The sequence below is a fragment of the Mycolicibacterium palauense genome (assembly GCF_002592005.1).
GTDB lineage: Bacteria > Actinomycetota > Actinomycetes > Mycobacteriales > Mycobacteriaceae > Mycobacterium > Mycobacterium palauense.
Genome location: NZ_NVQF01000011.1, coordinates 41,325 through 60,123 on the forward strand (window position 1 = coordinate 41,325; position 18,799 = coordinate 60,123).

Annotated in this window: 19 protein-coding genes and 1 other RNA gene; 13 read left to right on the forward strand and 7 right to left on the reverse strand. The window is 68.7% G+C overall.

All coding sequences use genetic code 11. The annotated features are described in order from the left end of the window. Positions 1-30 precede the first annotated feature (30 nt). Together CSR00_RS06760 and CSR00_RS06765 are read left to right on the forward strand one after the other, a co-directional pair. Positions 31-1,029, forward strand: a complete 999-nt coding sequence (locus CSR00_RS06760) for an MDR family oxidoreductase (RefSeq protein WP_099021625.1) — start codon at positions 31-33, stop codon at positions 1,027-1,029. A gap of 23 nt (positions 1,030-1,052) precedes the next feature. Next, a complete protein-coding gene (locus tag CSR00_RS06765; protein WP_099021626.1) occupies positions 1,053-1,919 on the forward strand; it encodes an oxidoreductase in 867 nt (288 codons plus the stop codon). Here the strand turns inward: CSR00_RS06765 and CSR00_RS06770 are convergent. The 3 genes from CSR00_RS06770 to hisN all read right to left on the reverse strand — a co-directional run bounded on the left by CSR00_RS06770 (position 1,912) and on the right by hisN (position 5,394). Beyond that, a complete protein-coding gene (locus tag CSR00_RS06770; protein WP_099021627.1) occupies positions 1,912-3,123 on the reverse strand; it encodes an acyl-CoA dehydrogenase family protein in 1,212 nt (403 codons plus the stop codon). The genes CSR00_RS06765 and CSR00_RS06770 overlap by 8 nt on opposite strands. 33 nt (positions 3,124-3,156) lie before the next feature. Then, positions 3,157-4,533, reverse strand: a complete 1,377-nt coding sequence (locus CSR00_RS06775; protein ID WP_099021628.1) for an acyl-CoA dehydrogenase family protein — start codon at positions 4,531-4,533, stop codon at positions 3,157-3,159. 84 nt (positions 4,534-4,617) lie between these two features. Next, positions 4,618-5,394, reverse strand: a complete 777-nt coding sequence (hisN, locus tag CSR00_RS06780; RefSeq protein ID WP_099021629.1) for a histidinol-phosphatase — start codon at positions 5,392-5,394, stop codon at positions 4,618-4,620. A gap of 44 nt (positions 5,395-5,438) precedes the next feature. Here hisN and CSR00_RS06785 point away from each other — a divergent pair, with 44 nt between their 5' ends. After that, on the forward strand, positions 5,439-5,786 hold the full coding sequence (locus CSR00_RS06785) for a hypothetical protein (protein ID WP_099021630.1): 348 nt from the start codon (positions 5,439-5,441) through the stop codon (positions 5,784-5,786). Positions 5,787-5,796: 10 nt separating this feature from the next. Here the strand turns inward: CSR00_RS06785 and CSR00_RS06790 are convergent, their stop codons facing one another. Both CSR00_RS06790 and CSR00_RS06795 read right to left on the reverse strand, forming a co-directional pair. Then, positions 5,797-7,071 carry an HNH endonuclease gene (locus CSR00_RS06790; protein WP_099021631.1) on the reverse strand — a complete coding sequence of 425 codons (1,275 nt, stop codon included), beginning with the start codon at positions 7,069-7,071 and terminating at the stop codon, positions 5,797-5,799. Positions 7,072-7,146: 75 nt separating this feature from the next. Continuing rightward, positions 7,147-8,523, reverse strand: a complete 1,377-nt coding sequence (locus CSR00_RS06795; protein ID WP_099021632.1) for an FAD-dependent oxidoreductase — start codon at positions 8,521-8,523, stop codon at positions 7,147-7,149. Positions 8,524-8,764: 241 nt separating this feature from the next. Between CSR00_RS06795 and prfB the strand changes: the two genes are divergently transcribed. From prfB to CSR00_RS06845, 10 genes are all read left to right on the forward strand, one after another. Next, entirely contained in the window at positions 8,765-9,871 is a 1,107-nt protein-coding gene (prfB, locus tag CSR00_RS06800) for a peptide chain release factor 2 (protein WP_099021680.1), read from the forward strand. Further along, the gene (locus tag CSR00_RS06805) at positions 9,861-10,808 is read left to right on the forward strand and encodes a mechanosensitive ion channel family protein (RefSeq protein ID WP_099021633.1); all 948 of its coding nucleotides are present in this window, start codon (positions 9,861-9,863) and stop codon (positions 10,806-10,808) included. Before prfB ends, CSR00_RS06805 begins: the two co-directional genes overlap by 11 nt. After that, complete coding sequence (locus CSR00_RS06810) at positions 10,808-11,269, forward strand: Rv3103c family proline-rich protein (protein WP_099021634.1); 462 nt, start codon at positions 10,808-10,810, stop codon at positions 11,267-11,269. Before CSR00_RS06805 ends, CSR00_RS06810 begins: the two co-directional genes overlap by 1 nt. A 39-nt stretch (positions 11,270-11,308) precedes the next feature. Then, positions 11,309-11,998 (forward strand): cell division ATP-binding protein FtsE, encoded by a 690-nt coding sequence (gene ftsE / locus CSR00_RS06815; RefSeq protein ID WP_099021635.1) that lies wholly within the window; start codon positions 11,309-11,311, stop codon positions 11,996-11,998. Continuing rightward, positions 11,999-12,892: a permease-like cell division protein FtsX gene (gene ftsX, locus CSR00_RS06820; protein ID WP_099021636.1), complete on the forward strand. Its 894-nt coding sequence runs from the start codon at positions 11,999-12,001 to the stop codon at positions 12,890-12,892. It abuts the gene before it with no gap. A gap of 6 nt (positions 12,893-12,898) precedes the next feature. Then, the gene (gene smpB / locus CSR00_RS06825; protein WP_099021637.1) at positions 12,899-13,402 is read left to right on the forward strand and encodes an SsrA-binding protein SmpB; all 504 of its coding nucleotides are present in this window, start codon (positions 12,899-12,901) and stop codon (positions 13,400-13,402) included. Next, positions 13,399-14,244 carry a DMT family transporter gene (locus CSR00_RS06830; protein WP_141564301.1) on the forward strand — a complete coding sequence of 282 codons (846 nt, stop codon included), beginning with the start codon at positions 13,399-13,401 and terminating at the stop codon, positions 14,242-14,244. The genes smpB and CSR00_RS06830 overlap by 4 nt, the downstream gene beginning before the upstream one ends. Before the next feature lie 36 nt (positions 14,245-14,280). Beyond that, positions 14,281-15,132: a maleylpyruvate isomerase family mycothiol-dependent enzyme gene (locus tag CSR00_RS06835; protein WP_099021638.1), complete on the forward strand. Its 852-nt coding sequence runs from the start codon at positions 14,281-14,283 to the stop codon at positions 15,130-15,132. 143 nt (positions 15,133-15,275) lie between these two features. Further along, positions 15,276-15,645, forward strand: a transfer-messenger RNA (tmRNA) gene (gene ssrA / locus CSR00_RS06840). A gap of 253 nt (positions 15,646-15,898) precedes the next feature. Beyond that, the gene (locus CSR00_RS06845) at positions 15,899-16,642 is read left to right on the forward strand and encodes a class I SAM-dependent methyltransferase (protein ID WP_099021639.1); all 744 of its coding nucleotides are present in this window, start codon (positions 15,899-15,901) and stop codon (positions 16,640-16,642) included. A 124-nt stretch (positions 16,643-16,766) separates the two neighbouring features. Here the strand turns inward: CSR00_RS06845 and CSR00_RS06850 are convergent, their stop codons facing one another. After that, complete coding sequence (locus CSR00_RS06850) at positions 16,767-17,492, reverse strand: alpha/beta fold hydrolase (protein ID WP_099021640.1); 726 nt, start codon at positions 17,490-17,492, stop codon at positions 16,767-16,769. Beyond that, positions 17,489-18,649: an LLM class flavin-dependent oxidoreductase gene (locus tag CSR00_RS06855; protein WP_099021641.1), complete on the reverse strand. Its 1,161-nt coding sequence runs from the start codon at positions 18,647-18,649 to the stop codon at positions 17,489-17,491. The genes CSR00_RS06850 and CSR00_RS06855 overlap by 4 nt, the downstream gene beginning before the upstream one ends. Positions 18,650-18,799: the final 150 nt, after the last annotated feature.

Here is an 18,799-nt window from a genome sequence, read left to right on the forward strand (position 1 = left end):
CCGTCGCGCCCGGGGAGCATGATGGCAGCCATGACGGAAATCAACGCACTGGTCGCGCACGAGGACGCCGAAGGTGGCGTCGTCGTCAGGCACGAGGTGGTCGACGAGTCCTTCCTGCCCGACGGCGAGGTCACCATCGCGGTGGAGTACTCCGGCGTGAACTACAAGGACGCGCTGGCCGTCACACCGAAAGCGGGTGTGGCCAGGTCCTACCCGCTGATCCCGGGCATCGACGTCGCCGGCACGGTGACGGCCAGCTCCTCGGAGGACTTCGCGGTGGGTGACGCGGTGGTGGCCCACGGCTACGACATCGGCACCGGACGCCACGGCGGCTACGCCGAAGTGGCCCGCTACCCGGCCGACTACCTGGTCAAACTGGACACCCTGAGCACGGCGCAGGCCGCCGCGATCGGCACGGCCGGGTTCACCGCCGCGATGAGCGTCGACGCGATCCGCGCCCACGGTGTGCTGCCCGCGGACGGTCCGGTGCTGGTGACCGGTGCCACCGGCGGTGTCGGGAGCATCAGTGTGGACCTGCTGGCCGGCCTGGGCTACGAGGTGGTGGCCTCCACCGGCAAGGACGACGCGCACGAGCTGCTGCGCGATCTCGGTGCCCGTGAGGTGATCGGCCGGGTGCCCGGCCCCGAGGACAAGGTGCGCGCACTGGGCAGGGCGCACTGGGCCGCGGTCGTGGACTGTGTCGGTGGCAAGACCCTGGCCTACGCGCTGAGCACCATGAAATACCGTGGCCTCGCGGCTGTTTCCGGACTGGCCGGATCGGCGGACCTGCCGGCCACGGTCCATCCGTTCATCCTGCGGGGAGTGACGCTGGCGGGGATCGACTCGGTGCTTCTGCCCATCGGCGAGCGGCGCGAGGTGTGGCGCCAGATCGAGACCGGGCTCCAGCCCGCGCACCTGGAGCGGATCACCCGCGACGTCTCGGTGCTGGAGACCCCCGAGGTGCTCAAGACGATCCTGGGCGGCGGGGTGACCGGGCGGACGCGGGTCGTCGTGCGGGATGGATTCTGACGCCCCGGCCGTTGGGAACCGGCATGAGTCGTTTCACGTTGGGTTCGGTGTCTGTCCACCGCGTGGGCTTCGGCGCCATGCAGTTGCCGGGGCCGGGGGTGTTCGGACCGCCGCGTGACCGCGACGAGGCCGTGGCCGTGCTGCGGCGCGCCGTCGAACTGGGCGTCGACCACATCGACACCGCCCAGTACTACGGGCCGCGGGTGGCCAATGAGCTGATCCGGGAGGCACTGCATCCGTATCCCGACGGGCTGGCGCTGGTGTCCAAGGTGGGCGGCCGGCGTGACGACGCGGGTGCCTGGCTGCCGGTGGAGGATCCCGCGGCGCTGCGCGCGGACATCGAGGCCAACCTGCAGACCCTGGGAACCGACCATCTCGCGGCGGTGAACCTGCGGCTGATGGATGACGAGGGCCCCGATGAGCACTTCGACGCCAAGCTCGACGCGATGATCGCCGCACGCGACGACGGACTGATCGGAACCATCGGGCTGTCCAACGTCACCCGCGCACACCTGCTGCACGCGCTGAGCCGCACCGAGATCGGCTGCGTGCAGAACCCCTACAACCTCGTCGACCGTTCCTCGCAGGGCGTGCTGGACGAATGCGTGGCCCGCGGGATCGCGTTCGTGCCGTTCTTCCCGTTGGGATCGGCCTTCGCGCCCGACAACCCGGTTCTGGGCAACCCCGAGGTGCGGCGGGCGGCCACCGCGCTGGGGTGCACGCCGGCACAGGTGGCGCTGGCGTGGACTCTGAACACGGCGCCCAACGTGCTGCTCATCCCCGGCACGTCCTCGCGGGGTCACCTGGAGGAGAACCTCGCCGTCGCCGGCATCGAACTCGGCGACGACGTACGCGCCCGGCTCGACGGCGTGGCCGGGCCCGTTACTTGAGCTCGGTGGACGACAGCCCGAGTAGCCGCCGCGCCACCACCAGCTGCTGGATCTGCTGGGTGCCCTCGAAGATGTCGAGGATCTTCGAATCCCGGGCCCACTTCTCCAGCAGGCTCTGCTCGGAATAGCCGACGGTGCCTGCCATCTCGACGGCCTTGAGGGTGATGTCGCTGGCGACCCGGGCGGCCTTGGCCTTGCCCATGGAGGCTTCCTTGGAGTTGGGGATGCCGTTGTCGGCCTGCCATGCCGAGCGCACGGTCAGCAGGTAGCCGGCCTCCCAGTCCGCCTCCATCCGCAGAAACTCCGCGGCCGCCGCGCTCTGAGCGTGGGCGGGTTTGTCGTAGGAGATCTCGACCCCGGCGTCGGTGAGGATCTTGCGCAGGTCCTCCAGGGCCGCGCGCGCGACGCCGACTGCCATCGCGGCGACGATGGGGCGGGTGTTGTCGAAGGTCTCCATGACCCCGGCAAAACCCTTCTCCACGTTGATATCCGGGCTGCCGAGCAGGTTGTCCCTGGGGATGCGGACGTTGTCGAAGCGGATGACCGCCGTGTCGGACGCCTTGATGCCCAACTTGTGTTCGAGGCGCTCGACCGTGACGCCGGGGTGCTCGCGCGGGACGATGAACGACTTGATCGCCGCGCGGCCCTTGGTCTTGTCCAGCGTCGCCCACACCACGATATGGCTGGCACGCGACCCGGCGGTGACGAAGATCTTCTCTCCGTTGATCACGTACTCGTCACCGTCGAGGGTGGCCGTGGTGGAGACCGCCGCGGAGTCGGATCCGAAGCCGGGCTCGGTGATGGCCATGGCGGCCCACACCTTGCCCAGACGGGTCAGCTGTTCGTCGGTGGCGACACCGGAGATCGCGGCGTTGCCCAGCCCCTGGTAGGGCACCGAGAGCAGCAGTGCCACATCGCCCCACGAGATCTCCAGCGCGTTGAGCAGCGCGGACATGTTGGCGCCGTTGACGTTGCCCTTCGGGCCGTCCTCGCCGTCGCGGAACGCTTCGGCGCCGGCGAAGCTGATGGTCTTGGCCGCGGAGATGCCCTCGAACAGGCTGGCCAGGGTGTCCAGCTCGACGGGGTAGTCGTGCTCGTTCAGGTCGTACTTGCGGGAGATGGGGCGCAGCATCTCCGCGGCGCCCTGATGGCCCTTCTCGATGACGGCCTGCAGCTTCTTCGGCATTTCCAGATTGATTGCCATGTCAGGTCTTTCCGTTCGTCTCGGGTGGCCGGCTCAGAGGACGATGACGCCCTCGGCGACGCCGAGGGCCCGCAGGTCGCGGTACCAGCGCTCGACCGGGTGTTCCTTGGTGTAGCCGTGGCCGCCGAGCAGCTGTACGCCGTCCAGGCCGATCTGCATGCCCTTGTCGGTGCCGAGTTTCTTGGCCAGTGCCGCTTCGCGTGCGAACGGGAGACCGTGCTCGGCGCGGGCCGCCCCGCGCCAGGTGATCATCCGCAGCCCGTCGAGTTCGATGGCGATGTTGGCGCACATGAACGCCACCGACTGGCGGCGGGCGATCGGCTCCCCGAAAGCCTCGCGCTCCTTGACGTAGGGCACCACGTAGTCGAGCACCGCGTGCGAGGTGCCCACGGCCAGGGCGGCCCAGCCCAGCCGCGACAACGCGATGGCCTCGGAGTAGTTCTGGGCGTGTTCGGCCTCGCTGACGTCCTCGCCGAGGCGCGCGTGCAGCGGCACCGAGACCTTGTCCAGCTCCACCTGACCCAGGGCCGCGGCCCGGATACCCATGCTCGGGTCGGCCTTGACGGTCACGCCGGGGTTGGCCGCCTCGACGATGAACAGGGTCGGCTTGCCGTTGAGCTGGGCGGCGATGACGAACAGCTCGGCGTCCGCGGCGGCGGGCACCAGCGACTTGACGCCGTCGAGCCGGTACCCGCTGGGCGTGCGGACCGCGGTGGTCTTCAGCGCGGTGGGGTCGAACAGCGCATGCGGCTCGGCGATCGCCAGGCAGGCCTGCGGCACGTTCTCGCCGGCGAATTCTGCCAGGTAGGTGGCCTGCTGATCCGCGCTGCCCCAGTGGGTCAGGGCCGAGGCCACGCCGCCGGGCGCCAGGATCGGCAGGGCCAGGCCCATGTCTCCGTAGGCCAGCGCCTCGGCGACCAGAGCGTTGGTGACGGTGGTGCGGTGCTCGGCGATCCCGTCGAAGTCTTCGGGAACGTTGATCGCCGTGATGCCCAGTTCGGCGGCCTTGGCGATCAGGCCGGCCGGATAGCGTGCGGCATCGTCGGCGTCGCGGGCCGCCGGGCGCAGGATCTCGGCGGCGAACTCCTCGACCGTCTCCAGGATCATCTTCTGGTCGTCGTCCGGCGTCAGGTCGAAATAGTCTGCGCCGCTGGGCTTGAGCCGGGTCGGTGCCTTGCCGAGGGCCTGCACGCGCTTGAACTGACGGGTGGATGCGCCGGCGGCGGAGAAGGCGGTCTTGACGCCGTACTTGAGGCCCCGGTTGAGCGGGTCCCGCAGGTTGTAGCGGTCGAGGAATTCCTGGCCAACCAGCGGGGTGATGAGCGCCAGGCCGATGTCGGTCACGCTGCGCCGGTGCTTCTGGAGGCCGACCGCGCTTTCGTGGCCGGGGCGAGAAATGGTGTTGGTCATTGTCTGCAGCCTCAAGGTCGGGGAAGCTTGTGCCGCCAACGGTATCTTACTCCAGAGTAAGATACAGTAATTTTGTTAGCTATATCACATGATCGAGAGGCGCTCGAGCACCTGGCCGTGTAGCGGCCCGTTGGTGGCCAGTGCGCTGCCGCCGTGGGGGCCGGGTGCCCCGTCGATGCTGGTGAACCGGCCGCCCGCCTCGCGAACCAGCAGGTCGAGGGGGGCGATGTCCCACACCTTCACCTCCGGTTCGCAGGCGATGTCGACCGCCCCCTCGGCCACCATGCAGTACGACCAGAAGTCCCCGTAGGCGCGCACCCGCCACACCGCGTCGGTGAGGGCGACGAATTGCTCCCGACGGTCCTCCCACCCGGTGGTCAGGTCGGAGTAGGACAGGCTGGCGGACTCGACGTCGGTGACGCCGGAGACCGAGAGCCGCCGGGTGTTCCCGGCGAACGAGCCGTACGCCCCCCGGTCCTGCGCTGCCCACCATCGCCGTGCCAGAGCCGGCGCGCTGACCACGCCGACGGTCGGCTCCCCGTCCTCGAGGAGCGCGATCAGGGTGCACCACACCGGCACCCCGCGGACGAAGTTCTTGGTGCCGTCGATCGGGTCGATCACCCAGTGCCGGCCGGTGAAATCGGTGCGCCCACCGAATTCTTCGCCGAACACCGCGTCGTCGGGACGTGCGGCGGACAGCAGCTCGCGCAGTGCGGTCTCGGCGCCGCGGTCGGCGTCGGTCACCGGCGTCAGGTCGGGCTTGGTGTCGATGCGCAGATCGAGCGCGCCGAATCGGTTCATGGTCAAGCGATCGGCGTGCTCGGCCAGCTCGAGAGCCAGGGACAGGTCATCGGCGTTCATGGCAGCAGTCCTACCACGGCGTCCTCACGACCTACCATGACCTTGTGTGGGAACTCGGGATGATCATCTTGCTGGTCGGTGCGCTCGTGCTGCTCATCGGACCGCGATTGATCAAGCGCGGCCCGCGCGGGGCCGACGCGGTACACGGGACCCTGCTCGTGACCGGGGTCAGCCCCCGTCCGGAGAACGTGACCGGACAGCAGTACGTGACGATCAGCGGAGTGATCAGCGGGCCCACCGTCAACGAGCACGTCGTCTATCAGCAGATGGCCGTCGACGTCGACGAGTGGCCCACGATGGGCGCGCTGATGCCCGTCGTGTACTCCCCGAAGAACCCGGACAACTGGAACTTCGCCCCGGCGGCGCCGCCACCGGAGCCGCCGCCGGCCTGAGTGTCGCGACCTAGGCCGCGTGACGGGCAAGCGCGATGGCGATGCACTTCTCCGTGACGGCGAGGTCGAAATGCGCCGGTCCGCGAAGTGGTGGGGCCGTCGATCTGTGCCGAGACCCGGTCGGTGTGGTCACGAACGCCGTGTGCGTGCCGTTCTCATCGGTGTGGGTGGTCACCGTCCACCCGGCGGCCTCCTTGGCGTAGTTGCAGGCCGCGCACAGGCCGTCACCGTTGTCGGCGCTGGTGGCGCCGCCGCGTGAGCTCGGTGTCGCGTGGTCGGTGTGACGGATGGGGGCATCGCAATACGGAGTGCGGCAGGTGCCGTCGCGCACGGCGATGAAGGCGGACAGGCCCTTCGGAAACAGCCGTGCCCGCGATTCCATGGCCACCAGCGCCCCGGACTTCGGATGCCGGTACAACCGCCGCAGCGTCGCGCGTGCCGAGGACGTGGCCGTGGCAACCAACTGTCGTGCCACCCCGGCCGGCACCGGGCCGTAGCCGGCGATGTCGGCCGGGATGTCGTCGCCGCCCAGCAGCGTGTCATCGGTGATGACAAGGTTCACGGCGATGGGGGCGGCGTCGGCCGTGGCCTGCCCGGTGACCCGCTGGACCAGCGTGTCCGCCATGACCTGGCCCCGGCTGCGGCCGTCACAACAGGTATCGGCCTGGCGTTTGAGGGCGGCGTACACCGACACGCCCTGGGCGACCGGCAGGAGCGCGGTCACATACGTCATGGTGTCGGGAGCCGGGCGGATACTGACCCGCCGCTCGGCCTCGGCCCGGGCCGCGCGGTCGACGATGGCCTGGGGGTCGAGGCGATAGGCGATCGCCTTGGCCTCGGCGGCGATCCGCGCGTCACCCAGTCCGGCCAGTTTTCCGGGGTCGCCGCAGATCTCTTCGTCGAGGGTGCGACGGTCCTCGACATCCAGGCACGCCGATTCGCGGACGACCAGGGTGGCGCGCCATTCCGAGAGTGCGCCCGTCTCCAATGCGGCCAGCGTGTGCGGCATCTCGTGTACCAGCGCCCGGGCGAATCCGAGATGGCGCCCGCCGCGGGCGGGGGAGTCATGCCGGGCCAGCGCGATCTCGGCCGCGATCCCGCGGCCGCGCCGCCGCGCCGGCAGGCCGGCCTCCTGCTCGGCGGCGCGGCGCTTGGCGTCGAAGGCGGCCGCGGCCCGGGCCTGGCCCGCCGCGGCCGCGGATTTGAGGCGCTCCAGCCATTCGATGCGCGCGATGAGCTGCGCCTCGTCGGCGTCGGGAGCCACCTCCGACAATGTCTCGAACATATGTTCGATAGTACTCGGCGGGCCGACAATTCACGGTCGGTCGGGTACTCGCCGGGGGCGGCTCGGGCTTTGCGCTCAGCCGTGTCCGACGCGCAGCAGCTCGGCGACGCTGGTCAGCTTGACCCGTGGACGCCCGTGCGGCCGGCCCGACGTGCGCTCGTGCTCGTCGATCACCTTCCAGTGGTCGTCGGTGACCAGCTTCGGTTGCCGTTCGAGCAACCAGGCGACGAGCGCGTCGGAGTAGTCGGTTCCGACTTCGGCCAGCGCGGCCCCGGACAGGTCGGCCAGCAGCGTGGCCACGGTGTCCGCCGAGTCCTTCTTGTTGCTGCCGATCACGCCCGACGGGCCCCGCTTGATCCAGCCCACGACGTACTCGTTGCGGCTGTCCCGGATGCGGCCGTCGGTGTGCGGGATCGTGCCGCTGCGCTGGTCGAACGGCAGTCCCGGGGTGGGCACACCCCGGTAGCCGACCGCGCGCACCACCAGCTGAGCGGGCAGCTCCTCGCGCACCCCGGTGTCCTTGGCAACGATGCGGCCGTTGTCGTCGGCCACCAGCTCGTTGCGGCCCAGGACCACCGACTCGACCCGCTCGGAGCCCTTGATCTCGATCGGCGAGGTGCGGAACCGGAAGACGATCCGGCGGTGGCCCGGCGTCGGCTGCCGGTCGAGGAAGCCCCGCAACACCTTGATGTTCTGCCGCACCTTCTTGTCGGCCGCCTCCAGATCGGCATCGGTGATACCGGCGAAATCCGTCGGGTCCAAGACGATGTCGACGTCCTCCAGGCCCTCAAGATGGCCCAACTCGCGCAGTTCCAGGGTGGTGAACGTCGCCTGCAGCGGCCCCCGGCGGCCGACCACCACGACCTCCTCGACGGCCTGGCCGTGCAGCGATTCCAGCGCGTGGTCGGCGATGTCGGTGCTGGCCAGGGCCGCGGGATCGGTCATCAGGATCCGGGCCACGTCCAGCGCCACGTTGCCGTTCCCGACGACCACCGCCCGCCCGCCGGTCAGATCGGGGGCCATGTGCTCGAAGTGCGGGTGGGCGTTGTACCAGCCCACGAAGTCGACGGCGGCCACACTGCCCGGCAGATCCTCACCGGGAATCCCCAGGGGCCGGTCGGATTGCGCGCCGACCGCGTAGATCACCGCGTCGTAGCGTTCCGCGAGCTCGCCGGCATGGACGTGTTCGCCGACCCGGATGTTGCCGAAGAAGCGGAACCGCGGGTCCTTGGCGCTCTTCTCGAACTGCGCGGTGATCGTCTTGATCTTGGGGTGATCGGGAGCCACGCCCGAGCGCACCAGACCCCACGGCGTCGGCAACATCTCCAGCATGTCGATGCGGACGTCGAGATCCTCAGAACTGTCGGCGGCCTTCAGCAGCGCCGCGGCGGCGAAGAAACCGGAGGGTCCGGAGCCGACGATCGCGACGTGATAGGGGCGCGTCTGTGCCATGGATGGTGCGCTTTCTGTCGGTGCCCGGCCAGGCGCACGGGGCTGTGGCGCGGCGGCCGGAGGAAGAGGTGCGGAGTGCGCAGGCGACTGTCACCGGTCATTGGGCTGGACCGGCCGGGCGTGTCGAGTCGCGAAATGCACATGCTGTTTACAGACCCGATGGTAAACGCCGCCTGTGGCGCTCGCCCGGAGTCGGAGCGATCGGCCGTGCGGGTGTTGCGAGCCGGTAACCTCAATGGTCGTGGACTCTGACCGTCAAACCGATCTCGCTGCCCTCGACACCACCCTGACGACCGTCGAGAGGGTGCTCGACGTCGACGGGCTGCGCCGACGCATCGAGAAATTGGAGTCCGAGGCCTCCGACCCCAACCTGTGGGACGACCAGGTGCACGCCCAGAAGGTGACCAGCGACCTGTCGCATGCCCAGGGAGAGCTGCGCCGGGTCGAGGAACTCAGGCAACGCCTCGACGACCTTCCCGTGCTCTATGAGCTGGCGGCCGAGGAGGAGGCCTCCGACGAACTCGCCGAGGCCGACGCCGAGCTGGTGCGGCTGCGCGAGGACATCGAGGCCATGGAGGTGCGCACCCTGCTGTCGGGGGAGTACGACGAGCGCGAGGCCGTGGTCACCATCCGCTCCGGCGCGGGCGGCGTCGATGCCGCCGACTGGGCCGAGATGCTGATGCGGATGTACATGCGGTGGGCCGAGAAGCACAAGTATCCCGTCGAGGTCTTCGACACCTCCTACGCCGAGGAAGCGGGTATCAAGAGCGCCACGTTCGCCGTCCACGCCCCCTTCGCCTACGGCACGCTGTCCGTCGAACAGGGCACGCACCGGCTGGTGCGTATCAGTCCCTTCGACAACCAGAGCCGGCGCCAGACCTCCTTCGCCGACGTCGAGGTGCTGCCCGTGGTGGAGACCACCGACCACATCGACATCCCGGAGAACGACCTCCGTGTCGACGTCTACCGTTCCAGTGGTCCCGGCGGGCAGTCGGTGAACACCACCGACTCCGCGGTGCGACTCACCCACATTCCGACCGGCATCGTGGTCACCTGCCAGAACGAGAAGTCACAGCTACAGAACAAGGTGGCGGCCATGCGCGTGCTGCAGGCCAAGCTGCTGGAACGCAAGCGCCAGGAGGAACGCGCCGAGATGGATGCCCTCAAGGGCGACGGCGGCAGCTCGTGGGGCAACCAGATGCGCTCCTACGTGCTGCATCCGTACCAGATGGTGAAGGACCTGCGCACCGAGTACGAGGTCGGCAACCCCGCCTCGGTGCTCGACGGCGAAATCGACGGCTTCCTCGAGGCCGGCATCAGATGGCGCAACAGCAGAGATGACGACTGACTATCTGGCCCTGGGGTGGGCGCGGGGGTGGCACGACTTCTGGAACGACGAGGTCGGCCTCTGGATCCGCGGTCCCGGTCTTCGCATCGCGATCCTGGTCGTCGGGGCGATGCTCATCGCCCGGTTCATCGCCTGGGTAGCCCGGCGGATCACCAGCCGGATCGACGCCGAATACCAGCAGACCAATCAGCTGGTGCGATCGGAGACCGCCAAACACCGCCAGGCCGTGGCATCGGTGATCTCCTGGGTGTCCATCGCGCTGGTGTTCGTCGTCGTCGCGGTGCAGATCACCGATATCGTCGGCATCCCGATCGGCTCGCTGGCCGCGCCGGCCGCCGTACTGGGCGCGGCGCTGGGCTTCGGGGCGCAGCGGCTGGTGCAGGACCTGTTGAGCGGATTCTTCATCATCACCGAGCGCCAGTACGGGTTCGGCGATCTCGTCCAGCTGGGCAGCGGCGCGGCCCAGGACTCGCTGGGCACGGTGGAAGAGGTCACGCTGCGGGTCACCAAGCTGCGTACCGTCGAGGGCGAGATGTACACCATCCCCAACGGCAACATCGTGCGCTCGCTCAACATGTCCAAGGACTGGGCGCGTGCGGTGGTCGACATCCCGGTGCCGACGACCGCCGACCTCAACCGGGTCAACGAGTTGCTGCATCAGGTCGGCTCCACGGCGATGGAGGACTCCGAACTGCGTCCGCTGCTGCTGGACGAACCCCAGCTGATGGGTGTGGAGAGCATCGAGGTCGACACGGTGAACCTGCGGATGGTGGCCAGAACGCTTCCGGGTAAGCAGTTCGAGGTCGGCCGGCTGCTGCGGTTGCGGATCATCGCCGCGCTCACCCAGGCCGGCATCGCCACCCAGCAGGCGGGTGGGCCCACCGTCGGCACCATGGCGCCGGTCGCCCGCGAGACACCCCGGGGGCCGGGGCAGTGATGACCGGGTTCTGGAAGAAGTGGCACCGCCCCGACCACACCTGGCCGAAGTACCTGCCGGGCGGCCGGCTGCGCACCTCCACGGCGGTCCTGGTCATCGTGTTCGCCGCGCTGACCTGGGTCTACCAGACCTATCAGCCGCCGGTCTCACCCACTCCCGAAACCCAGGTGGTTCCACCGGGGTTCGTGCCCGACCCCGAGTACACGTGGGTGCCGAGGACCCAGGTCCGCACCGCGCCGCCGACAACCACCCTCACCACGACCCCCACCACCAGCGAGACCAGCCCGACCACGTCGCCGGAGACTCCCACCGACACCACCGGGCCCGACGGGAGCACCCCACCGGAACTCACGTTGCCGAACCCGTTCGGGCAGACCCCGGCGACGACTCCCACCGTCACCACGACACCGGCTCCGGCCACCACCGCGACGACACCGACACCGGCGCCGACGTCGGAGTAACGGCGCGGGCCCTCGGCCCCGCTACACTGGCGTGCCGTGATGATCACCCTCGACCACGTAACCAAGCAGTACAAGCAGTCGGCGCGGCCGGCGCTGGACAACGTGAGTCTCAAGATCGACAAGGGTGAGTTCGTCTTCCTCATCGGCCCCTCCGGCTCGGGCAAGTCGACGTTCATCCGGCTGCTGCTGGCCGAGGAGACCCCGACATCCGGCGACATCCAGGTGTCGAAGTTCCATGTCAACAAGCTGCCCGGGCGGCATGTGCCCGGACTGCGCCAGGTGATCGGCTGCGTCTTCCAGGACTTCCGGCTGCTGCAGCAGAAGACGGTGTTCGAGAACGTCGCCTTCGCCCTGGAGGTCATCGGCAAGCGCAGCGACACCATCAACCGGGTGGTGCCCGACGTCCTGGAGATGGTGGGGCTGTCCGGTAAGGCCAACCGGCTGCCCGCCGAGCTCTCCGGCGGTGAGCAGCAGCGGGTGGCCATCGCCCGCGCCTTCGTCAACCGTCCCTTGGTGCTGCTGGCCGACGAGCCCACCGGCAACCTGGACCCCGAAACGAGCAAGGACATCATGGACCTGCTGGAGCGCATCAACAGAACCGGAACGACGGTTCTGATGGCGACGCATGACCACCACATCGTCGACGCGATGCGCCAGCGGGTGGTCGAGCTGTCACTGGGCCGGCTGGTCCGCGACGAGCAGCGCGGTGTCTACGGGATGGACCGGTAAGTGCGCGCCGGATTCCTACTCAACGAGGTCGTCACCGGCCTGCGTCGCAACGTCACCATGACGATCGCGATGATCCTGACCACCGCCATCTCGATCGGGCTGTTCGGCGGCGGGCTGCTGGTGCTGCGGCTGGCCGACCACTCCAAGAACATCTACCTCGACCGCGTCGAGACCCAGGTCTTCCTGACCGACGACATCTCGGCCAACGACATGACCTGCGACTCCGATCTGTGCAAGGGGTTGCGCGCCAAGATCGAGGAGCGCGACGACGTCAAGTCCGTGCGCTTCCTCAACCGCGACGACGCCTACGAGGACGCGATCCGGCGCATCCCGCAGTTCAAGGACGTGGCCGGCAAGGACGCCTTCCCGGCGTCGTTCATCGTCAAACTCGACGACCCCGAACAGCACGCCGCCTTCGACGAGGCGATGATCGGCCAGCCCGGGGTGCGCAGTGTGCTCAACCAGAAGGAACTCATCGACCGGCTCTTCGCCGTGCTCGACGGGCTGTCCAACGCCGCCTTCGCGGTGGCGCTGGTCCAGGCGGTCGGCGCGGTCCTGCTGATCGCCAACATGGTCCAGGTGGCGGCCTACACCCGCCGTACCGAGATCGGCATCATGCGTCTGGTGGGCGCCAGCAGGTGGTACACCCAGCTGCCGTTCCTGCTCGAGGCGGTGCTGGCCGCCACCATCGGCGTGGTGATCGCGATCGCGGGTCTGATCGTGGTGCGTGCGGCGTTCCTGGAGCGGGCCCTCGACCAGTTCTACCAAGCCAATCTGATCGCCCGGATCGACTATGCGGACATCCTCTACATCTCACCGATCCTGTTGGCGGTCGGGGTGATCATGGCCGGCGTGACGGGCTACGTGACGTTGCGCCTGTACGTGCGCAGGTAGGTTTCCGTGGCCAAGAAACCCAAGCAGACCAACAAGGCCGACGGCCACGGGCGTCAGGTGGTGGCGACCAACCGCCGGGCGCGGCACAACTATGCCGTCGTGGACACCTTCGAAGCCGGCGTGGTGCTGCAGGGCACCGAGGTGAAGAGCCTGCGCGAGGGCCAGGCGTCGCTGGCGGACGCGTTCGCCACCGTCGACGACGGCGAGGTGTGGCTGCGCAACCTGCACATCCCGGCGTATCACCACGGCACCTGGACCAACCATGCGCCGCGACGCAACCGCAAACTGTTGCTGCACCGGCGCCAGATCGACACGCTGGTCGGCAAGATCCGCGACGGCAACCTGACCCTGGTCCCGTTGTCGCTGTACTTCTCCGACGGCAAGGTCAAGGTGGAACTGGCGCTGGCCCGCGGTAAACAGGCCCACGACAAGCGTCAGGACCTGGCCCGCCGCGACGCCCAGCGGGAGATCAGCCGGGAACTGGGCCGCCGCGCCAAGGGCATGCCCTGACCGGAATCCTGTTCGCCCTGGTGTCGGCGTTCGGCTACGGCATCAGCGACTTCGTCGGAGGCATCGCGTCGCGCCGGGTGGCCGCCCTGCGCGTCGTGCTGGTGTCCTACCCCGTGGCGATCGTGCTGCTGGTGATCCCGGCCGTCGCCGTCGGCGGCCAGGTGTCCGCACCGGCGCTGATGTGGGGCACGCTGTGCGGGGTCAGCCAGGCGTTCGGGGTGTGGTGGTTCTACGCGGCACTGGGTTCGGGCCCGATCTCGGTGGTGTCTCCGCTGACGGCGATCCTGGTCGCCGGGCTACCCGTCGGTGTCGGGGTCGCACTGGGCGAGCGGCCCGCGCTGGTGGCCAATATCGGTGTCGTCATCGCCCTGGTGGCGGTCGTGCTGGTCAGTCGCGACGCCACCGACGAGGACGTCAAGGCCCACCGGTTCACCAAAACGGTCGCGTGGCTGACCGTCGGTGCGGGGCTGGCGTTCGGGCTGAACTTCGTGCTGATCGCGCAGGCTCCCGTCGAGGCGGGCCTGTGGCCCCTGGTCTTCGCCAGGATCGCGGCCACCGTCATCGTGTTCGCGGTGGCGGCCGGGTCGGGCAACCTGGTGCTGCCCCGGGGCGAGCCCTTTCGGCTGGCGCTGTTGGCCGCGGTGCTCGACGCGGTCGCCAACGTGACGATGTTGCTGGCGCTGCACGCCTCGCTGTTGTCGCTGGCCGGTGTGCTGATGTCGCTGTATCCGGCGGCCACCGTGCTGCTGGCCATCGTGGTGCTTAAGGAGCGGGTGACCCGGTGGCAGGCACTGGGGATGGTGCTGGCGCTGGCGTCGGTGGCGATGATCGCCGCGGGCTGAGACCGTCCGTCGTCCCCGGGGCGTAACGTCAGCCCAATGAGCAGCCCCGCACGCCCCATGACCCTCCTCGACAAGGACGACATCCTGGCCGGGCTCTTCGCGAGCTGGGACCGGATCGACGCACTGCTGTCCGGCCTGCCCGAGGCCGACTGGCAGACACCGACCGCACTGCCGGGCTGGACCGTGCAGGACGTCGTCTCCCACATCATTGGCACCGAGTCCATGCTGCTCGGTGTGCCCACCCCGGAGCCGGACGTCGACCTGGGTGCACTGGAGCACGTGCGCAACGAGATCGGTGCGATGAACGAGGCCTGGGTGCGCTTTCTGCGCGCCGAGACTCCGGCGCAGATGCTGGAGCGGTTCCGCGACATCACCGGGCAGCGGCGGACCATGTTGAGCAACATGATCGAGCCGGCGTGGAACGCCAAGACGATGACCCCGGCCGGGCCCGACACCTACGGCCGGTTCATGCGGATCCGGGTGTTCGACTGCTGGATCCACGAACAGGACATCCGCCAGGCCGTCGGCAAGCCGTCGACGGATGCGGAGTTGAGCGGTCCGGACACCGCGCTGGCACTGGACGAGATCGCCGCGAGCATGCCGTTCGTCGTCGGCAAGCTGGGTAAGGCCCCCGACGGGGCACGGGTGACCTTCGAGCTGACCGGACCGCTGCAGCGCACGGTGCGGGTGGCCGTCGACGGGCGCGCCGCGCTGGTCGACGACTTCGACGGCGCCGAGGCGACCACCACCATCACCCTCGACGGCCTGCAGTTCACCCGGCTGTGCGGCGGGCGCCCGATGTGCCCGGCGCGCCCGGACGCCGTGGACTACGCCGGCGACGTCGAGGTGGGGGAGACGATCGTGACCCGGCTCAACTACGTGATCTGACCCGGTCATCTGAGGCTGGGATCTGAGCCGGGACGGATCGGGACTATTTATTGGCTGGACTGTGTTGTATCGGGGGCTATCATTGAGAGTCCTGCCGATCGTCGGCAGGGATGCCGAAGTGTCACAGACAATATCCAAGACAAGGGGCTGAACGGTTTCGACTTCGCGCATCGAATCAAGGGAAGCGTGCCGGTGCAGGCAAGAGACCACCGTTAAGCGTCGTTGCAACCAATTAAGCGCCGATACCAATCAGCGCGACTACGCCCTCGCTGCCTAAGCGACGGCTAGTCTGTCAGGCCGGTAGCGCCCTCGGACCGGACCCTGGCATCAGCTAGAGGGCTCCACCGATGAGTTCGGTCGCGGGACTCATCGGGACATCCACAGCGACTGGGATCGTCATCCCCGGCTTGTTCGCGTGACCGGGAGATCCGAGTAGAGACACAGCGAACTGCGCACGGAGAAGCCTCGAGGGAATGCCGTAGGACCCGGGTTCGATTCCCGGCAGCTCCACAAGAAAAGCAGGTCAGAGGCGATTTCCGCCCCTGACCTGCTTTTTTTGATGGGCCGTGGGTGCCAACGCTGCTCTCTGTGTTCGCCGGCCTTGACCGTCGGGTGGCGACCGGCCTTCAGACACCAAGGTCCCATCAAAGGCCCCATCGACGCAGGTGCAGTCCCGACCCGGTGCATCGACCGATCGGGGCTAGGTTGTGAAGTGGATCTCCGCCATGGGGGATCGGATCGTGTCGGAGGTAGGGGTGGGTGCGCCGTGGCGATCGACTACAACGAGGGGCATATCGCCGAGCAGTACCAGGAGGCCAAGACGCAGCCCTGGAGAGAGCGCGTCGAGACCTATTCCTTTCTGAACGTCATCGGCGACGTCACGGGCAAGAAGGTGCTCGACGTCGCCTGCGGGGAAGGGCATTTCACCCGCTTGCTGTGTCGCGCCGGTGCCGCGCAGGTGGTCGGACTCGACATCTCCGAGCGGATGATCACCCTCGCCCGCGAACAGGAGTTGCGCGATCCGTTGGGTATCGAATACACCGTGGCCGATGCCCGTTCGATCGTCGCGCAGCAGGATTACGACATCGTCGTCTCCGCTTGGCTACTGGTATATGCCCAAGACCGCGCGGAGCTCGCGCAGATGTGCCGCGGTTTGGCGTGCCGGGTGCGGCCCGGCGGCCGATTCGTCACCGTGAACACCAACCCGGGTGTGTACGGCTTCCGGCCCGACTACCGCAAGTACGGATTCGAGGTGGAACTGGCCGACCAGGCCCTGGACGGTGCACCGATCGACATCACGCTCAACCTCGCCGGTTCCTCGCTGGAGGTCCGGAACTACTACCTGCCGATCGAGGCCTACGCCTCGGCTTTCCGCGAGGCCGGTTTTCACGCCTTCGCCGTGCACATTCCGGATCTGCAGCCCGTCCCGGAAGCGGCCAGCGAAGGCGACTACTGGGACTACCTACTCGACAACCCGTTCCTGGTGATCATGGACTGCGTCAAGGGCTGACGTGGCTGGTCTCCGACCGGCCCAGATCGGCCTGTGCGCCGGGGCGCCGGTCAGACCGGCGCCGGGGGACCCAGTGGGGACGGCGTCGGCTCAATGAGCGTTAATGTCTCAGTACTGCACCGTGTTATGGGCGGTGCCTGAGCTCGGCGCGCTCCACGAGTTCCTTGACCAGCCTCGGATAGCGGTGCCGGTCGGGGCGGAAGATGTCGTGCGGGGAGTCGCCGAACTCGACCAGCTCCGCGGCGGGGAAGTCCCGGCGGCACCGCGCCCAGTCGTCGTCGCCGATGACGCCCGCCCCGCTGCGGACCACCAGCAGCGGAACCGCCAGCCGCGACAGCGGCTCCCACATCGAGCGGTCCCGTGCCGCGGCGAACGTCTTCATCGCCGCGTCGCGGTCGAGTCGGTCGCCGACGGAGGACCCGCGCCAGCGGCCCGCGAGCAGGTCCTCCGCCTGGCCGTCGGCCAGCGTCTTCTCCTCCGGCGGGTAGTCGCCGATCGCCACGGACCGCACCCGTTCGGGATGCCCGAGCGCCCACCCCAGCGCGTAGGAGGTGCCGCGGGAGAAGGTCACCAGGTGCACCGGACCGTCGGTCACCGCGTCGACGACCGCGCCGACATCGCCGCTGAGAGTGGGGAAGTCGTATCCGTCGGCCGGTGCGCCGCTGCCGCCGTGGCCGCGCAGCTCGACGACCGCGGTGCGGCGGCCGAAGCTGGCCAGCACCTCGGTGTAGTCGGAGGCGAGGTCGGTCATGCCGGGCACGAACACGATCGGCGCCCGGTGGTCGTCGCCGCCGGAGTCGAGGTAGTGCAGCCGCGCGTCGCCGTGCTGGGTGTGCCGCGACGCGATCATCGGGTGGCGTTCTTGGATGCCTGTTCGGCGGCGTGGTCCTCGATCGCCTTGCCGATGGCGTGCGCGGCCCGGTCGACGAACTCCGTTCCGCTGGCGGTCACCCAGTCGTGCGAGGCGCCCGGTCCGGCGAGTTGACCGGTGAAGTGCGGCATCACGTACTGGGCGAACAACTCGTAGCTATGCAGCTTGGCCGCCGGGGGCGCCCAGTCGTGGTCGAAGAGCAGGAAGGCGCCGAACCCGCCGTCGCTGGCCTCGACGAGTTCGGAGATCTTGGCCACCGCGTCCTCGGGAGTGCCGATGACCGCGAAGCCGGATTCGCGGTTGTTGGCGATGATCTCGGCCGGGGTGTCGCCCTGCACCGGGCCCGCGGGCAGGACGTGGCTGAAGTAACGCGAGAACTCGGCGATGCCGTACTCGACGTCGCGCTCGGCCTGCTCGCGGGTATCGGCGAGGTGCATCGGTCCGACGAGGCGCCACTTCGATCGGTCGGCGACGTGCCCGTGTTCGCGCGCGACCTCCTCCCAGGTGGCCCAGTGCTGGGCCAGCAGGTCCATGCCCTGCCTGGCGGTGGCCGCGATCGAGAGCATGCCGATGCCGTGCCGTCCGGCGCCGCGCGGTCCGGTGGGCGAGAAGGAGGCCGCCACCGCGACGTCGAAACACGGGTCGCTGTAGGGCTTCAGCTGCAGGCGCGCATCCTGCAGCGTGAACCCGTCGGTGTGCATGGTGACGGTCTCGCCGCGCAGCAGACGCATGACGGCGTCCAGGCACTGCTCCATGCGCGGGCGTTGTTCGTCGGCGGGAATGCCGAGCATGTGGGCATCCGAGGTGAGCTGGCCTGGTCCGCAGCCGAGCATCGCCCGTCCGCGGGTGAGATGGTCCAGCAGCACCATCCGGTCGGCGAGCATCAGCGGGTGGTGATAGGGCAGCGAGCTGACGCCGGTCCCGAGCTTGATGTGCCTGGTGCGTTCGGCGGCGACGCCGATGACCACCTCGGGCGACGCGATGATCTCGAAGCCGGCCGAATGGTGCTCGCCGATCCACGCCTCGTGGAAGCCGAGGCGGTCCATCGCCACGATCAGGTCCAGGTCACGCTCGATGGCGAGTGTCGGGTTCTGTCCGACGGGGTGGAAGGGGGCCATGAAGTTTCCGAAACGCATCCGATGATTCTGGCCCGGGCCCGGCATCCGCCGGCCCGGATTGGCGTAATTGTGTAGCTCAGCTAAGCGGAGAAGCGTCGAGCCCTGCGGGTCGGCGCTGCGCCCCGACGGCCCCACCAAAGACGGTGCAGGCCAGGACCACCGGCCCTG